General features: G+C 74.2%; 2 protein-coding genes (1 of these 2 cut by a window edge). Both read right to left on the bottom strand.

Annotation, left to right across the window (positions count from 1 at the left end):
• Positions 1 to 35 precede the first annotated feature (35 nt).
• The gene (locus ACFRKB_RS26105) at positions 36 to 16,409 is read right to left on the bottom strand and encodes a type I polyketide synthase (protein WP_383108859.1); all 16,374 of its coding nucleotides are present in this window, start codon (positions 16,407 to 16,409) and stop codon (positions 36 to 38) included.
• A gap of 22 nt (positions 16,410 to 16,431) precedes the next feature.
• Positions 16,432 to 18,463 carry the 3' end of a type I polyketide synthase gene (locus tag ACFRKB_RS26100; protein ID WP_383108858.1) on the bottom strand. It continues 26,588 nt past the right edge of the window, so only the last 2,032 of its 28,620 coding nucleotides appear in the window; the start codon falls outside the window, past its right edge; the stop codon is at positions 16,432 to 16,434.

Raw genomic sequence — 18,463 nt, 5'->3', positions numbered from 1 at the left:
TCAGATGTATCGCGTGCGAAGGGAGTGGGCCCCTGTCAGGAATCCGTCGACCTGCCGAGCTCGTTGTCGATGAAGGCGAGGATCTCGTCCGCGCTCGCGGCCTCGATCCGTTCGGTGACCACGGCCTCGCCGGTCTCCGGGGCGGCTCCGTCCCACCGCGCGAGGAGCCGGCGCAGCCGTCCGGCGACCCCGGTCCTGGTGACCTCGTCGAGCGTGCCGTCGGTGAACGCCGCCTCCAGCCGGTCGAGCGCCGTCAGCGGCGAGCCCTCCGTGCCGGAGGTGTCCGCGCCGAACAGCGCCGGCATCAGATGCCCGGCGACGGCGAGCGGCGTGGGGTGGTCGAACACGAGGGTGGCGGAGAGCCGTACCCCCGTGGCCGCGGTCAGCCTCGTGCGCAGCTCCACCGCCATCAGCGAGTCGAAGCCCAGCCGGCTGAAGTCCCGGTCGGCCGGGACGGCGTCCGGGGTGGCGTGGCCCAGTACGGCGGCGGTCTCGGTCCGCACCAGCTCCACCAGGGCCGCTTCCCGCGCCTCCGCGGTCAGCCCCTCCAGGCGCCCCGTCAGACCGGTGGCACGGCTCCGGGCGGCGGCCGTACGGCGCTTGGTCCGGACAAGACCGCGCAGTACCGCGGGGATCCCGTCGGCCGAGGACACCGCCGCCGGAGCCGCTCCGGCGGCGATCCGTACCGGCGCGACCAGTGCCTCGTCACGGGCGCTCGCCGCGTCGAACAGCGCGAGGCCCTGTGCCACCGGGAGCGGGGCGAGATCCGAGCGGGACATACGGCGCAGATCGGTGTCGCTCAGGGTGCCGGTCATCCCGGAGTCCGAGGTCCAGGGGCCCCAGGCGAGCGAGACGGCGGGCAGACCGAGGGCGGCGCGGTGCGCGGCCAGGGCGTCCAGGAAGGTGTTGGCGGCGGCGTAGTTGCCCTGCCCCGGAGCTCCGATGAGACCGGCGACCGAGGAGTACACGACGAATCCGCCCAGACCGGGGGCGAGTTCGCGGGTCAGCTCGTGCAACTGCCAGGCCGCGTCCGCCTTCGGACGCAGTACGCGGTCGACGAGATCGGGGGTGAGCGAGCCGATGGTGGCGTCGCCGAGCACACCGGCGGTGTGCACCACGGCGGTCAGCGGGTGTTCGGCCGGTACGGCGGCCAGCAGCGCGCCGAGCGCCGTACGGTCGGCGACATCGCAGGCGGCGACGGTCACCTCGGCACCGAGGGCGGTGAGTTCGGCCCGCAGTTCCCGGGCGCCGGGCGCGTCGGGTCCACGCCGGCCGGCCAGCAGCAGATGCTTCATGCCGTGCGCGGTCACCAGATGCCTGGCGAGCGCGCTGCCGAGGCCGCCGGTGCCGCCGGTGATCAGCACCGTACCGTCGCGGTCCCAGGTCCGGAACTGGTCCGGCGGCGGGGTGGCACCGCTCTCGGGCAGCCGGGCGAGCCGGGCGACCCGGACGGCGCCGTCGCGCAGCGCCGCCTGGGACTCGGCGGCGTCCAGCAGCCCCGGCAGGGCGGTGAGAGCCTTGCCCAGGGCGTCGGTGTCGTCGAGGTCGAGCAGCAGGAAGGAGCCGGGCTCCTCCAGCTGGGCGGAGCGGACCAGGCCCCATACGGGGGCGGCGGCCAGGTCCCGTACGTCCTCGGCGCCGACGGCGACCGCGCGCCGGGTGACGAACACCAGCCGCGATGCCGCGGTCCGCCGGTCTGCGGACCAGCCGCGCAGCAGATCGAGAGCGGCGGCCGTCGAGGTCCGCGCGGCACCGGGGACGTCCCCAGTGCCGGAGGCGTCGCCGATGACCGGGGCCAGCACGACGTCCGGCAACGGCCCTTCGCCGTCGAGGAGTTCGGCGAGTGTCCCGGCGCGTACGGCGGGCGCTCCGTCGGCCGGGGCCGCCGCGTCCAGCGCGGTCGCCAGACCCGCCGGGTCCGCGCCGACGACCGCCCAGCGGAGTCCGGCGGAGGCGGGTGTCTCCGGAGCGGGCGCCGTCTCCCAGACGACGCCGAACAGCGAGGCGGCCTCTCCACCGGCTTCCGAGGGGGCGGGAGCCGCGTCGGCGGCCGGACGGAGGGCGAGCGAGCGTACGGAGATCACCGGCGCGCCGTCGGCGTCGACGGCCACCAGCGACACGGTGTCCTGGCCGGTGGCGGTCAGCCGTACCCGCAGCGCGGTGGCGGCACCCGCGTGCAGGGTCAGTCCCCGCCAGGCGAACGCTTCGACGCCCTCGGCCGTGGCGTCGCGGTCGGTGTCGGCGCCGGAGTCGGTGTCGGTGTCGATGTCGGTGTCCAGCAGTCCCGCCGCGCGGACGGCGGCGCCCAGCAGCGCCGGATGGATGGTGAACGCGCCGTCCCCGCCCGCCTCTTCGTCCAGCGCGACCTCCGCGAAGACCACGCCGTCCCGCCGCCAGGCGGCGCGCGACCCCGCGTCGTCCTCCTCCTCGGACTCCACGGCCAGGGCACCGGCCGGCGGCCAGACGGAGGTGTCGAACTCCGCGCCCGGGGCCGCCGCCCCGGCACCGGCGGCCAGCACTCCGGTGGCGTACCGGGTCCAGGGGAGGTCCGGTCCGTCCTCCGGGCGGGCGTGCACATCCAGGGTTCGGCGGCCGGCCTCGTCGGCGGCGCCCACCCGCACCTGGATCCGTACCGCGCCCTCCTCGGGCACGAACAGCCCGTTCTCCAGGTCCAGTTCCTCGATCAGCTCACAGCCCACCTCGTCACCGGCGCGTACGGCCAGCTCGGCGAAGGCCGCCGCGGGCAGCGGCACGGGCCCGTCGGCGCCCCGGTGGGCGGCCAGCCAGGGATGCGCCGGGAGCGACAGCCTTCCCGTCAGCACCACATCGTCGGAGCCGGCCACCGTCATCGCCGCGCCCAGCAGGGGATGCCCTGCGGCGACCAGACCGAGTCCGGAGGCGTCGGCCGCCGGGTTCCGCGACACCGAGGGCCAGTAGCGCTCGCGCTGGAAGGCGTACGTCGGCAGCTCCACCCGGCGCGCGCCCGTACCGGCGAAGATCCCGGTCCAGTCGCAGGGGACACCGTGCGCGTGGAGCTGGGCGAGCGCGGTGACGACGGTCAGTTCCTCGGGCCTGTCCTTGCGCAGGACGGGCACGACGACGGCCTCGTCCGGTACGGAGGCGCGGACCAGGGCGGAGAGCACACCGTCCGGGCCCAGCTCCAGGAACGTGCCGACTCCCTTGCCCGCGAGGGTCCGTACGCCGTCGGCGAAGCGGACCGCCTCGCGGACGTGCCGTACCCAGTAGTCGGCGGAGCACAGTTCACCGGCCGTGGCCGGCTCGCCGGTCAGGTTCGAGACGACCGGGATACGGGGCGCCTCGTAGGTGACCTTCTCGGCGACCGCCCGGAATCCGTCCAGCATCGGGTCCATCAGCGGCGAGTGGAACGCGTGGCTCACCGGGAGCCGGCTCGTCCTGCGTCCCCCGGCCGCCAGGCGCTCCGCGGTCTTCAGGACCTGGTCCTCGGCGCCGGAGATGACCACGGCGGTGGGGCCGTTGACGGCGGCGATCGCCACCTCGGCGGAGAGCAGCGGCCGTACCTCGTCCTCGGTGGCCTCCACGGCGACCATGGCACCGCCCTCGGGCAGCGCCTCCATCAGCCGGGCGCGCGCCGCGACCAGCCGGGCCGCGTCCGCCGTCGAGAACACCCCGGCCACATGGGCGGCGGCGATCTCACCGATCGAGTGACCCGCCACATGGTCCGGGGTCACTCCCCACGACTCCAGCAGCCGGAAGAGAGCGACCTCGACCGCGAACAGCGCGGGCTGGGTGTACGCGGTGCGGTTCAGCGTCGCGGCGTCGTCGCCCCAGATCACCTCACGCAGCGGACGGTTCAACTCCCCGTCCAGATGGGCGAGTACGGAGTCGAGCGCGTCGGCGAAGACCGGGAAGCGTTCGTAGAGCTCGCGGCCCATTCCCAGCCGCTGGCTGCCCTGGCCGGAGAAGAGGACCGCCGTCGGCCGCTCCACGGCCACTCCCCTGGCGATCGGCCGCGCGTCCGCGCCGTCGCCCGGAGCCATCAGCACGGCCCGGTGCTCGAAGGCCGACCGGCTCCCGGCCAGTGAGAGACCGAGGTCGAGCGGGGAGAGCCCGGGGCGGTCCGCCACGAAGGAGCGCAGCCGGTCCAGCTGTGCGTCCAGCCCGGCTTCGCTCTTGGCCGAGACGAGCCACGGCACAGCGGCCGGGGTCACCTCGGGGGCCGGGCCCGGGGCCGCCGGCTCGGCCGGCGGGGCCTGTTCCAGGATCACATGCGCGTTGGTACCGCTGATCCCGAAGGACGACACACCGGCCCGGCGGGCCTGCCCGGTCTCCGGCCACTCCCGCTGCTCGGTGAGCAACTCCACCGCGCCCGAGGACCAGTTGATCCGGGTCGAGGGCTCGCTGACATGCAGCGTCCGGGGCAACCGGCCGTGCCGGAGCGCCAGTACCGTCTTCAGCACACCCGCGACACCCGCCGCGGCCTGGGTGTGGCCGAGGTTCGACTTCACGGAGCCGAGCAGCAGGGGCCGCCCGGGGTCGCGGTCACGGCCGTACGTGGCGAGGAGGGCCCCCGCCTCGATGGGGTCGCCCAGGGTGGTGCCGGTGCCATGGGCCTCGACGGCGTCCACGTCCGCGGGGGTCAGACCGCCGGAGGCGAGGGCCTGGCGGATGACCCGCTGCTGGGAGGGGCCGTTGGGCGCGGTCAGTCCGTTGGAGGCACCGTCCTGGTTGACGGCGGAACCACGCAGCACGGCCAGGATCTCGTGGCCGTGGCGCCGGGCGTCCGACAGCCGCTCGACGACCACCACGCCGACGCCCTCGGACCAGCCGGTGCCGTCGGCCGAGTCGGAGAACGCCTTGCAGCGCCCGTCCGGGGCCAGACCGCCCTGGCGGGTGAACCCGGCGAAGCTGGTCGAGGTCGACATGACGGTGACACCGCCGACCAGCGCCATGGAGCATTCACCGGCGCGCAGCGCCTGGGCGGCCCAGTGCAGCGCGACCAGGGAGGAGGAGCAGGCGGTGTCGACGGTGACGGCGGGGCCCTCGAAGCCGAAGGCGTAGGAGAGCCGGCCGGAGATGACACTGGCGGCCAGACCGGTGCCCGCGTGGCCCTCCACGTCCTCGTCCGCCCGGAGGATCAGATGGGCGTAGTCCTGGCCGTTGGTGCCGATGAACACCCCGGTCCGGCTGCCGCGCAGCGAGACCGGGTCGGTCCCGGTCCGCTCGAACGCCTCCCACGCGGTCTCCAGCAGCAGCCGCTGCTGCGGGTCCATGGCAAGGGCCTCACGCGGTGAGATGTCGAAGAAGCCCGGATCGAAGTCGGCGGCCTCGTAGAGGAATCCGCCCTCGCGGGTGGCGCTGCGGCCCTGGCCGTCGCCCGCGAGGACATCGAGGTTCCAGCCGCGGTCCGTGGGGAACTCCGCGATGCCGTCCCGGCCTTCGGTGAGCAGCTGCCACAGCTCCTCGGGCGAGCGCACCCCGCCGGGGAAGCGGCAGGCCATGCCGACGATGACGACCGGGTCGTCGGTGACCCCGGCGGAGGCGGTGCCCGGGGCGTCGGATCCGGTCGGCTCGCCGCTCTCCTCGCCGGTCTCCCCGCCGAGCAGTTCGGTGCTGAGATGGACGGCGAGGGCGTGCGGGTTCGGATAGTCGAAGACCAGGCCGGCGGGGAGGGCCAGACCGGTCATCTCCGTGAGCCTGTTGCTCAGTTCGACGGCGGTCAGCGAGTCGAAGCCGAGGTCGCGGAAGGCCTTGTCGCCCCTGATCGCGTCGGCTCCGGTGTGTCCCAGTACGGCGGCGGCCTGGGTACGGACGAGGGTGAGCAGTACGGCGGTCCGGTCGGCCCCGGTCGCATCGCGCAGCCGCTCGCGCAGCCCGGACGCGGCCGATTCGCCGGCGCGCCGCGCTTCCCGTACGGCTGTCAGCGCCTTGCGCGCCTCGGGGAGATCGGCGAGGAGCGGGCTGGGGCGCAGGCTCAGCAGGGCGCTCAGCAACTGGGGCTGCTGGAGGTCCGCGAGGACCACGGTCGGCTCGGGCTCCACCACGACCCGGAGCAGCGCGGAGACCGCGAGAGCGGGGTCGAGGGCGCTCGGTCCCGCCTGCTGAGCGGAGGCGCCCGAGTGGGCGGCCATGCCGCCGCCGTCCCACGCGCCCCAGGCGATCGAGGTCGCCGGCAGACCGAGCGACCTGCGCCGCTCGGCCAGTGCGTCGAGGACGGTGTTGGCGGCGGCGTAGTTGGCCTGGCCGGGGTTGCCCACGGCGCCCGCCACCGAGGAGAACAGCGCGAACACCGACAGACCGAGATCCCGGGTCAGTTCGTCGAGCAGCAGCGCCGAGGCGACCTTGGCGCGGAACACGGTCTCGAACCGCTCGGCCGTCAGCCCTGCCAGCACCCCGTCGTCCAGGACCCCCGCCGTGTGCACCACGCCCGTCAGCGGGGCGTCCTCGGGGACGTCGGCAAGGACGCGCGTCAGCTGGTCCCTGTCGGCGGCGTCGCAGGCGGTGAGGGTGACCCGCGCGCCGAGACCGGTCAGTTCCGTCCGCAGCTCCTCGGCGCCGGGCGCGTCCGGGCCCCGGCGGCTCAGCAGTACGAGATGCCCGACGCCCTCGGTCGCGAGCCGGCGGGCTACATGGGCGCCGAGCGCGCCCGTACCGCCGGTGATGAGTACGGTGCCGGACGGCTGCCACCGCTCCTCGGTGGCCCCGGCGCTCCCCGTGCTGGCCGCGGGCGTCATCCTGCGGCCGAACACGCCCGAGGCGCGGACGGCCACCTGGTCCTCGCCGTCCCGGCCGGAGAGGACGGCGATGAACCGCCGTACGGACCGCTCGTCCAGTTCCTCGGGCAGATCGGCCAGCCCGCCCCACTGGCGGGGGTGTTCGAGCGCCGCGACTCTGCCGAGGCCCCAGACGGCGGCCTGGGCCGAGCCGGCCGGCGGCTCGGAGTGGACGGGTGAGACGGCGCCGCGCGTGACGGCCCAGAGGGGCGCCGCGATGCCCGCGTCGCCGAGGGCGCGGATGAGCGCGGCGGTGGCGGTCAGCCCGGCGGGCACACCGGCGGGGCCGGCCGACTCGTCCAGGGCGAGCAGCGACACCACACCCGTGATCTCCGCCTGCGCGTCCGAGGCGGCCTCGGTGAGCCGGGCGACCAGGCCGGCCGCGTCGAGTGCGCCGGTGTCGACCCGTACGGCGGCCGGGCCGAGCCCGTCGATCAGCGAGGTCACCCACGCGTCGGCGGTCCCCGGCGCGGGCGCCAGTACCAGCCAGGTCCCGGACAGGGCGGCCGTGGAACCGCTGACGGTGAGCGGCTTCCAGCTCTGCCGGTAGCGCCAGGCGTCCACGGCCGAGCGGGTCTTGTGCCGGGTACGCCACGACGACAGCGCGGGCAGTACGGCCCCGAGCGAGTCGCCGTCCACATCCAGTCCGGCCGCGAGGGATTCCAGGTCCTCCCGCTCCACGGCGGCCCAGAACTCCGCGTCGACCGGGTCCGTACCGTCGGCGGGCGCGGCCCCGACCACCTCGGGCCAGAACCGTTCGCGCTGGAAGGCGTAGGTCGGCAGATCGACCTGCCGGGCGCCGGTGGACGCGAAGATCCCGGTCCAGTCGATGGTGGCCCCCGCGACATGCAGCCGGGCCACCGCGGTGACCAGCGCGGCTTCCTCGTCGCGGTCCTTGCGCAGCGCGGGGACCAGCACGGCGGTGGCGGGTACGGACTCGCGCGCCATCGCGGAGAGCACCCCGTCCGGGCCCAGTTCCAGGAACGTAGCGACGCCCAGGTCGGCGAGGGCGCGTACGCCGTCGGCGAAGCGCACGGCCTCGCGGACGTGCCGTACCCAGTAGTCGGCGCGGGAGAGTTCACCGGCCGCCGCGGGACCGCCCGTCACGTTGGACATGACGGGAAGGACCGGTTCGGCGTACGCCAGGCCCTCGGCGACCGTGCGGAACTCGTCCAGCATCGGGTCCATCAGCGGCGAGTGGAACGCGTGCGAGACCCGCAGCCTGCTCGTCCTGCGGCCCTGGGCCGCCAGTCGGGCCGCGACCTCCAGTACGGTCTCCTCGGCGCCCGAAATCACCACGGACGTCGGGCCGTTGACCGCGGCGACGGACACGTCGCCGGAGCCGGACAGCAGCGGAAGGACCTCGTCCTCCGTCGCCTGGACCGCGACCATCGCGCCACCGGCCGGCAGCGCCCCCATCAGCCGCGCCCGCGCCACCACCAAGCGGGCCGCGTCCTCCAGCGAGAACACCCCCGCCACAAACGCCGCCGCGATCTCACCGATCGAATGACCGGCCACAAACTCCGGCCGCACACCCCACGACTCCACCAGCCGGAACAACGCCACCTCGACCGCGAACAACGCCGGCTGAGTGAACACCGTGTCATTCAGCGGCCCGTCGTCCTCACCCCACATCACCTCCCGCAGCGAACACCCCAACTCGGCGTCCAGCGCGGCCAGTACGGAGTCCAGGGCCTCCGCGAAGACCGGGAACCGTCCGTACAGCTCACGGCCCATCCCCAGCCGCTGCGAACCCTGACCGGAGAACAGCACCGCCGACGACCGCTCGGTGGCCAGGCCCCGGGCGATGTCCACGACGCCCTCGTCGGTCGCCAGCAGCACCGCGCGGTGCTCGAAGACCGAACGGCCCGTCGCCAGCGAGTGGCCGATATCCACGGCCGGGGTCTCGGGATGCTGCCGCGCGAAGGCCCTGAGCCGGTCGAGCTGTCCGTCCAGCGCCGCTTCGCTCTTGGCCGAGACGAGCCATGGCACGGCACGCGGGGCTGCCCCGGGCGCGACCGGTGCGCCGTCGGCGGTGTCGTCCGCCGGGTCCGCCTGCTCCAGGACCACATGCGCGTTCGTACCGCTGATGCCGAAGGACGAGACGCCCGCCCGGCGGGCGCGTCCGGTCTCCGGCCACGCGGTGGTGTCCGCGAGCAGGTCCACGGCCCCCGCCGACCAGTCGACATGGCTTGACGGCTCGGTCAGGTGCAGCGTCTTCGGGAGCGTCCCGTGCCGCAGCGCCATCACCATCTTCACCAGGCCGGCGGCGCCCGCCGCGGCCTGGGTGTGGCCGATGTTGGACTTCACGGAGCCCAGCAGCAGCGGCAGGTCCTGGTCGCGGTCCTGGCCGTAGGTGGCCAGCAGCGCCTGGGCCTCGATCGGGTCACCGAGCGGTGTGCCGGTGCCGTGTGCCTCGACCGCGTCGACCTCGGCCGGGGAGAGTCCGGCGTTGGCGAGCGCCTGCCGGATCACCCGCTGCTGCGCGGGTCCGTTGGGGGCCGTCAGTCCGTTCGAGGCGCCGTCCTGGTTGACGGCGGAGCCCCGTACGACCGCCAGCACCTGGTGTCCGTTGCGCCGCGCGTCCGAGAGGCGTTCCAGGACGAGCACGGCCGCGCCCTCGGACCAGCCGGTGCCGTCGGCGGAGTCGGAGAACGCCTTGCAGCGGCCGTCGCCGGCCAGTCCGCCCATCCGGGAGAAACCGGCGAAGTTCGCGGAGGTGGTCATCACCGTCACGCCGCCGGCCAGGGCGAGCGAGCACTCGCCACCGCGCAGCGCCTGGGCGGCGAGATGCAGCGAGACGAGGGACGACGAGCAGGCCGTGTCGACCGACATCGCGGGACCCTCCAGGCCCAGCGCGTAGGCCAGCCGGCCGGAGACGACGCTGACCGCGAGGCCGGTGGTGGCATGGCCCGCCATGTCGTCCTTGGACCGCATGACGAGACCGGCGTAGTCCTGGCCGCTGACGCCGACGAAGACGCCGGTGCGGCTGCCGCGCAGGGTGGCCGGGTCGATGCCCGCGCGTTCCGCCGCCTCCCAGGAGACTTCGAGCAGGACGCGCTGCTGCGGGTCCATGGCGAGGGCCTCGCGCGGCGAGATACCGAAGAATCCGGCGTCGAAGTCGGCGACGTCGCGCAGGAATCCGCCCTGGCCCTCGACCGCGCCGATGGAGGCGTCGGCCTCCCAGCCCCGGTCGTCGGGGAAGCCGGAGATGGCGTCGCCGCCGGAGAGCACCAGCTCCCAGAGCCCTTCGGGGGACTCCACGCCGCCGGGGAAACGGCAGCTCATGCCGACGATCGCGATCGGATCGTCGGTGGCGTCGGCGCGCTCGCGCGACTCGCGCGCGGTGACGGCCGCGACATCGTCCTCACCGACCAGTTCTTCGAGGAGATACACGGCGAGCCTGGCCGGTGTCGGGTAGTCGAAGATGAGGGTGGCGGGCAGCGTCAGTCCGGTGGCGGACGCCAGCCGGTTGCGCAGTTCGACGGCGGTCAGCGAGTCGAAGCCGAGCTGCCTGAACTCCCGTTCCACGGCGATGGCCTCGGGCGAGGAGTGCGCGAGCACCACCGCCGCCTCGGCGCGGACGAGATCGGCCAGCAGCCGGGGCCGCTCGTTCTCGCGCAGCGCGGCCAGCCGCTCGACGAGGCCCGCGCGGGACACTCCGGCGGCTCCGCTCTTCGCGGCGCGGCGGCCGGTCCGTACGAGCCCGCGCAGGAGGGCCGGGACACCGGCGGCCGAGGGGATCGCGCCGCCGCCGAGGGAGAGCGGGACGATCAGCGCCTCGTCGCTCGCGGTGGCGGCGTCGAAGAGCGCCAGGCCCTGTTCCACCGAGAGCAGCGGCATTCCGCTGCCGCTGACCCGGCGTACGTCGTGGTCCTCCAGCGTGCTGGTCATACCGACGCCCTGTTCCCAGGCGCCCCAGGCCAGCGAGAGCGCGGGCAGTCCCTGGGCGCGGCGGTGCGCGGCCAGCGCGTCGAGGAAGGTGTTGCCTCCCGCGTAGTTGGCCTGTCCGGGGCTGCCCATGACGCCGGCCGTGGACGAATACACCACGAACGCGGCCAGATCGAGATCGCGCGTCAGCTCGTGCAGGTTCCAGGCCGCGTCGACCTTGGGACGCAGCACACCGGCCAGGCGCTCGGGGGTCAGCGAGCCGACGACGCCGTCGTCCAGCACACCCGCCGTGTGCACCACGGCCGTCAGCGGGTGCGCGGCGGGCAGCGACGCCAGCAGCTCGGCCAGCGCCTCCCGGTCCGCCACGTCGCAGGCGGCGACCGACACCTCCGCGCCCACGGTCCGCAGCTCCGCGGCCAGTTCGGCGGCTCCGGGGGCCTCCACTCCGCGCCGGCTGGTGAGCACCAGGTGCCGTACGCCGCGCTCGGCGACCAGGTGGCGGGCGAGCACTCCGCCCAGGCCGCCGGTGCCGCCGGTGATCAGGACCGTGCCCTCGGGGTCCCATACGGGCGGCATGGTGAGCACGATCTTGCCGATGTGCTTGGCCAGGCTCATGAAGCGGAACGCGTCGCGCGCCCGCCGTACGTCCCACGACCGCACCGGCAGCGGCTCCAGTACGCCGCGCTCGAACAGCCCGCCCAACTCGACCAGCATCCGCTGGATGCCCTCGGGCCCGACCCAGCCGAGGTCGAAGGACTGGTAGTCCACGCCGTCGGGCAGTTCGGCGGCTTCCCGGATGTCGGTCTTGCCCATCTCCAGGAACCGGCCGCCCTCACCGACCAGCCGCAGCGACGCGTCCACGAACTCACCGGCCAGCGAGTTCAGTACGACATCGACCCCCCGGCCGCCACTGACCTCAGCGAACGCCGCCTCGAAGTCCGTCGTACGCGACGACGCGATGTGATCCTCGGCCACACCGAGCGACCGCAGCACATCCCACTTGCCCTCACTCGCCGTCGCGAAGACCTCGGCACCCAGATGGTTCGCCACCTGGATCGCCGCCATACCCACACCACCCGCACCGGCGTGGATCAGCACCTTCTCGCCCTGCCGCAGCCCGCCCAGTTCCACCAGCGCGTGGTACGCGGTCAGGAAGACGAGCGGCATCGAGGCCGCCGTCTCCCACGACCAGCCGTCCGGTACGGGGGTCATCATGCGCTCGTGGCCCACCACATGGGTGCCGAAGCCGCCGAAGAGCATGCCCATGACCCGGTCGCCGACCCGCAGACCGGTCACGTCGGGCCCGGTCCCGACCACGACACCGGCCGCCTCGGAGCCGAACAGCCCCGCGTCGCCGGGGTACATGCCCAGGGCGTTGAGGACATCGCGGAAGTTCACTCCGGCCGCGCGGACCTCGATCCGTACATCGTGGCCGGTCAGCGGTTCGAGGACCTCGGGGAACGGGGCGAGGGTCAGTCCGTCGAGGCTGCCCTTGGCCCGGCTGCCCAGCCGCCACGGCACTCCGGCCGGCGGCACCAGACCCGTACCCGACTCCAGCCGGGCGAGCCGGCCGACGCGCAGCGTGCCCGCGCGGACCACGGCCTGCGGCTCGTCGGCGGCCACCAGCCCCGGCAGCGCGGGGAGTACGGCCGCCGAGCCGGCGGTGTCGTCGGTGTCCACGAGCAGGAACCGGCCGGGGTTCTCGGCCTGCGCCGAGCGCACCAGGCCCCAGACGGGGGCGGCGGCGACATCGGTGACGTCCGTGGCGCCGTCCTCGACCGCGCCACGGGTGACGAACACGAGGCGCGAGTCCGCGAACCGCTCCTCGGCCAGCCATTCCTGCACCAAGGTCAGCGCGTAGTGGGCGAGTTCGTGTGCCGACTCGGCGCCGCGCGCGCTGTCGCCGCTCAGCGGTACGACCACGATCCCCGGCACCGCGGCGTCGTCACGGGCGGCCAGTTCGGCGAGGGTGCGCGCCGGGGCGCCGAGCCCGGCGGCGCCGGTGGCGGCGAGGGCGGCCGTCAGGCCCAGCCCGTCCGTGCCGAGCACCACCCATTCGGTGTCCGCGGGGACCTTCTCCGGGGTGCCGGGCACCCAGTCGACGCGGAAGAGCGAGTTCAGCTCGTCCCGGCGTCCGCTGTCGGCCGCCTGGGGGCCCGCCGCCCGCAGGAGCAGCGAGTCCACCGAGATGACCGGTTCGCCCTGGACGTCGACGGCGGCCAGCTGGACGGAGTCCTGGCCGTTGCTGGTGATCCGGACGCGCAGGGTCGACGCCCCGGAGGCGTGCAGGGAGACGCCGTTCCAGGCGAAGGGCAGCAGGCTGCGGTCGTCGCCGTCCGCGCTGGCGAACACGGTGCTGTGCAGGACGGAGTCGAGCAGCGCCGGGTGCACGCCGAAGTCGTTCGCGTCGGTGACACCCCGGTCGAGGGCGACCTCGGCGAAGATCTCCTCGTCACGGCGCCAGACCGCGCGCAGGCCGCGGAAGACCGGGCCGTAGTCGAGTCCGTTGCCCGCGTACCGGTCGTACAGCCCCTCGATGTCCACCACGGTCGCGCCCTTGGGCGGCCATACGGATCCGTCGAAGCCGAGGATCCGCTCGCCGCCGCCGATCCGGCCGGAGGCGTGCAGGGTCCACTCGTCGTCGGGCGCGTCGACGGGGCGGGTGTAGAAGCGCAGCTCGCGGCGGCCCTCGTCGTCCGCGCCGCCGATGGCGATCTGCACCTGGACGGCGCCGGTGCGGGGCAGGATGAGCGGGGCGGCGAGCATCAGTTCCTCGACGCGGTCGCAGCCTGCCTGGTCGGCGGCCCTGATGGCCAGTTCGAGGAATCCGGTGCCGGGGAAGAAGACCATCCCGCTGACGACATGGTCGGCGAGCCACGGGTGGGTGGCCAGCGAGAGGGTGCCGGTCAGCAGGAGTTCGTCGGAGCCCGCCACGGACATGGCGGCGCCCAGCAGCGGGTGGTTCGCGGAGGTCAGTCCGAGTCCGGTCGCGTCGGCCGGCCGGAAGGTCGTCTTCGGCCAGAACCGCTCGTGCTGGAACGCGTAGGTCGGCAGATCCACCAGCCGGGCGCCGGTGCCGTCGAAGAACGCCGGCCATTCCACGCGCACGCCATGGACATGCAGTTGAGCGAGCGCGGTGACGGCCGAGGTCTCCTCGGGGCGGTCCTTGCGGAGCACCGGTACGGTCACGGCGCCGGCCGGTACGGACTCCTGGGCCATGGCCGACAGCACACCGTCCGGGCCCAGTTCCAGGAAGGTGGTCACGCCCTGCTCGCCGAGCGTGCGTACGCCGTCGCCGAACCGGACGGCCTCGCGGACATGCCGTACCCAGTACTCGGCCGAGCACAGCTCCTCGTCCGACGCCAGAGCGCCCGTCAGATTCGACACGACGGGGATGACCGGCTCCGTGTAGGCCAGGCCCTGAGCGACGGCGCGGAACTCGTCCAGCATGGGGTCCATCAGCGGCGAGTGGAACGCGTGCGACACCCGCAGCCTGCTCGTCTTGCGGCCCCGCTCCCCCAGCCGCGCCGCGACCTCCAGCACCGCGTCCTCAACGCCCGACAGCACCACGGACGTCGGGCCGTTGACGGCCGCGATGGACACCTCGCCGGAATCCGACAACAGCGGCAGGACCTCGTCCTCGGTGGCCTGGACGGCGACCATCGCGCCGCCCGGGGGCAGCGCCCGCATGAGCCGCGCCCGCGCGACCACGAGCGTGCAGGCGTCCTCCAGCGAGAAGACCCCCGCCACATGCGCCGCCGCGATCTCACCGATCGAATGACCGGCCACGAAGTCCGGGACCACACCCCACGACTCCACCAGCCGGAACAGCGCCACCTCGACCGCGAACAGCGCGGGCTGCGTGAAGCCGGTGTCGTTCAGCGCGTCCGCGTCCTCGCCCCAGATGACCTCGCGCAGCGGCCGGTCCAACTCCCCGTCCAGCTGGGCCAGTACGGCGTCCAGCGCCTCGGCGAAGACCGGGAAGCCCGCGTACAGTTCGCGGCCCATCCCGAGCCGCTGGCTGCCCTGGCCGGAGAACAGCACGGCGCTCTTCGTGCGTCCCGCGACCGTGCCCTGGACCGCGCCGGCCGCCGCGCCGTTGGTGAGCCAGCCTTCCAGCGCCGCGCGTCCGGCCCCGCCGTCCTCGTCCGCGACGACGGCGAGGCGGTGCTCCAGGCTCGCCCTGGATGTCGCGAGGGACAGCGCGGTGTCCAGCGCGCGCGTACCGGGCTCGGCCTCCAGCCTGGTCAGCAGCGCGGTCGCCTGGTCGCGCAGCGCCTCGGCGGTCCGGCCGGAGATGACCCACGGCAGCGCGCTCGCGCGGCGGAGGGGAGCGGTCCCGTCCTTCTGGGCGGGGGTCTCCTCGGCGCCCGGCGCCTGCTCGATGATCACATGCGCGTTGGTGCCGCTGACCCCGAACGAGGAGACACCCGTACGGCGCGGACGGCCCGCGTCCGGCCAGGCGCGCGCCTCGGTGGCCAGTTCGACCTTGCCCGCCGACCAGTCGACGTGCGACGACGGCTCGTCGGCGTGCAGCGTCTTGGGCACCACGCCGTGCCGCATCGCCATGACCATCTTGATGACGCCCGCGACACCCGAAGCGGCCTGCGTGTGACCGATGTTGGACTTGACCGAGCCGAGCAGCAGCGGGCGCTCCCGGTCCTGGCCGTAGCTCGCGAGCAGGCTCTGCGCCTCGATCGGGTCGCCCAGCGGGGTGCCCGTACCGTGCGCCTCCACGGCGTCCACCTCGGCCGGGGTGAGACCGGCGTTGGCGAGCGCCTGCCGGATCACCCGCTGCTGGGAGGGGCCGTTGGGCGCGGTGAAGCCGTTGGAGGCACCGTCCTGGTTGACGGCGGAGCCCCGGATGACGGCGAGGACCGGGTGTCCGTTGCGCTGTGCGTCCGTAAGGCGCTCCAGCATCAGGACGCCCGCGCCCTCGGACCAGCCGGTGCCGTCGGCCGACTCGGAGAACGCCTTGCAGCGGCCGTCCCTGGCGAGCCCGCCCTGCCGGCTGAACTCGATGAGCGAGCCGGGGGTGGACATCACATTGACGCCGCCGGCGAGCGCCAGTCCGCATTCGCCGTTGCGCAGCGACTGCACGGCGAGGTGGAGGGCGACCAGGGAGGACGAGCAGGCGGTGTCGACGGTGATGGCCGGACCTTCGAGCCCGAGGGTGTACGAGAGCCGGCCGGACACGGCGCTGGCGGCGATGCCGGTGCCGACGTCGCCGGTCGCGTCGTCCAGCGATCTGACCAACAGGTAGGCGTAGTCCTGGCCGTTGGTGCCGATGAACGCGCCGGTACGGGTCCCGCGCAGCCGCGTGGCGTCGATCCCGGACCGCTCGATGGCCTCCCAGGTGGTCTCCAGCAGCAGCCTCTGCTGGGGATCCATGGTGACGGCCTCGCGCGGCGAGATCCCGAAGAAGCCGGGGTCGAAGTCGGCGACGGTGCCGAGGAATCCGCCCTGCTGGCTGACGGAGGTGTCGCGCTCGTCGGTGGTGCTGTCGCGCAGCGCGTCCAGGTCCCAGCCTCGGTCGGCGGGGAATCCGGAGATGGCGTCGGTGCCGGAGGCGACGAGGTCCCAGAGTGCTTCCGGGGAGTGCGCCTCGCCGGGGAACCGGCAGCTCATTCCCACGATGGCGATGGGTTCCCTGGCCGCGGCGACGAACATTCTGTTCTGCCGGCGCAGCCGCTCCGTCTCCTTCATCGCGGCGCGCAGCGCTTCCACGACGTTGGCGTTGGGTGCTTTCTCGGTGGGGGCGTTCATCGTCTGCTCCATCACTCTCGCGCTACAGGTCGGACTGGCCGTTGAGCGCGGCCCGCACCAGGTCTGCCACTGCCATCGAGTCGATGGACTCGTCGGTGTCTTCGGTGTCGTAGGGGTCCTCGTCCCGCACCGGGGACGTGTCGCCCCCTCCCGCCAGCTGGAGCAGCGGCTCCAGCACGCCGATGTCCCGCAACCGCGCGAGCGGTACGGACGCCAGCAGGGCCCGGATCTCCGCTTCCTCGCCGTCGGCGCCGGATCCGTCCCCCTCGTCGGGGATCAGCCGGCCGAGCACATGCTCGGCGAGGGCCGTGGGCGTCGGGTGGTCGAAGACGAGCGTCGCGGAGAGGCTCAGGCCGGTGGCCGTGTTGAGCTGGTTGCGCAGCTCGACGGCTCCGAGCGAGTCCACCCCGAGGTCCCGGAAGGACCGTTCGGCGCCGACGGCGTCCGTGTCCGGGTAGCCGAGCACCTGCGCGGCCCGGGTACGGACGAGGTCCACGACCGTTTCCAGCCGCCGGTGCGCCGGCAGACGCGTGAGCCGGTCCCGCAGCCCGCTGTCGGCCGTGCCGCTCTCGGGCGCCGCCGTGGCGGCCACCTTCTCGTCGTAGCCGGGGAGTTCGCGGAGCAGGGCGCTCGGCCGGGCCGCGCCGAAGGCTCCGACGAAGCGATCCAGGGCGACTTCGGCGACGACCGCGGTCGGCTCGGGCTCCATGACCAGCCGGAGCAGCGCCTCGCAGGCCAGCTCCGGGTCCATGGCGCCGATTCCGGCGCGCTTGGCGGCCTCGTCGGCCCCGGCGCCGCCGGCCATTCCGCCGCCTCCCCAGGCGCCCCAGGCGAGGGACGTCGCCGGGAGGTCCTGTGCCCTTCGCCGTTCCGCCAGGGCGTCCAGGACGGCGTTGGCCGCCGCGTAGTTGGCCTGGCCGAGGTTGCCCACGGACGCGGAGGCCGAGGAGAAGAGGACGAACGCCGTGAGGTCCAGCTCACGGGTGAGTTCGTCGAGCAGGAGGGCCGAGGTGACCTTCGCGCGGAAGACGGCCTCGAACCGCTCCGGGGTGAGCCGGTCGAGCACTCCGTCGTCCAGGACTCCGGCCGCGTGGACCACGCCGGTGAGCGGGTGCTCCGCCGGGATGTCCGCGAGTACGGCGGCCAGTTGGGCGCGGTCGGCGACATCGCAGGCCGCGATCGTGACGGCCGTGCCGAGGGCGTCGAGTTCGGCGCGCAGGGCGTCGGCGCCCGGTGCCCCGGGGCCGCTCCGGCTGAGCAGCACCAGACGCTGGGCGCCGTCCTTGGCGAGCCGGCGGGCGACATGCGCGCCGAGGGCGCCGGTGCCACCGGTGATCAGGACGGTGCCGTCCGGGTCCCAGGCGCGGGCGGACCGCTTGCCGGGCGCCCGTACGAGGCGCCGGGCGAGGACCGCGGAGGTGCGTACCGCCACCTGGTCCTCCCCGTCGAGGCCCGCCAGCACCCCCGCGAATCCCGCGGCCGCGCGCTCGTCCAGCGTCTCGGGGAGGTCGACCAGACCGCCCCAGCGCTCCGGGTACTCCAGCGCGGCGACCCGGCCGAGACCCCATACGGCGGCCTGGAGCGGGCGGTGCGCGCCGTCCGCGCGGTTCACGGACACAGCGCCCCGGGTGGCGCACCACAGCGGCGCGTCGATCCCGGCGTCGCCGAGTGCCTGGAGCAGTACGGCGGTGAGGGCGGCTCCCTCGGGCACGCTGCCCGCGAGGGTCTCGCGCAGCGCCAGGAGCGAGACGACACCGGCGAAGCGTGTGCCGTCCTCGGCGTGGGCGCGCGCGGCGAGCTCGCGCAGTTCCCCGGCCAGTGCGGCCCGGTCGGGGCCGGCCACGGCCAGCCGTACGGCCTTGGTGCCGAGCGTTTCGAGCGCGGCGGACACCCAGGCGTCCTCGGTCAGTTCGGCGGGTACCACCGCGAGCCAGGTGCCCGTGAGCGGCTTGCGGTGGGCGAGGGAGGCGCCGGCCAGTGCCTTCCAGACGATCCGGTGGCGCCAGCCGTCCACGACCGATTCGTCGTCGCGCCGCCTGCGCCAGTCCAGCAGG

It is taken from the genome of Streptomyces scopuliridis (assembly GCF_042790125.1).
Taxonomy (GTDB): Bacteria; Actinomycetota; Actinomycetes; order Streptomycetales; family Streptomycetaceae; genus Streptomyces; species Streptomyces scopuliridis_A.
Note: the sequence above shows the minus strand (reverse complement) of the source record. Positions and strands in the feature narration are given on the sequence as shown.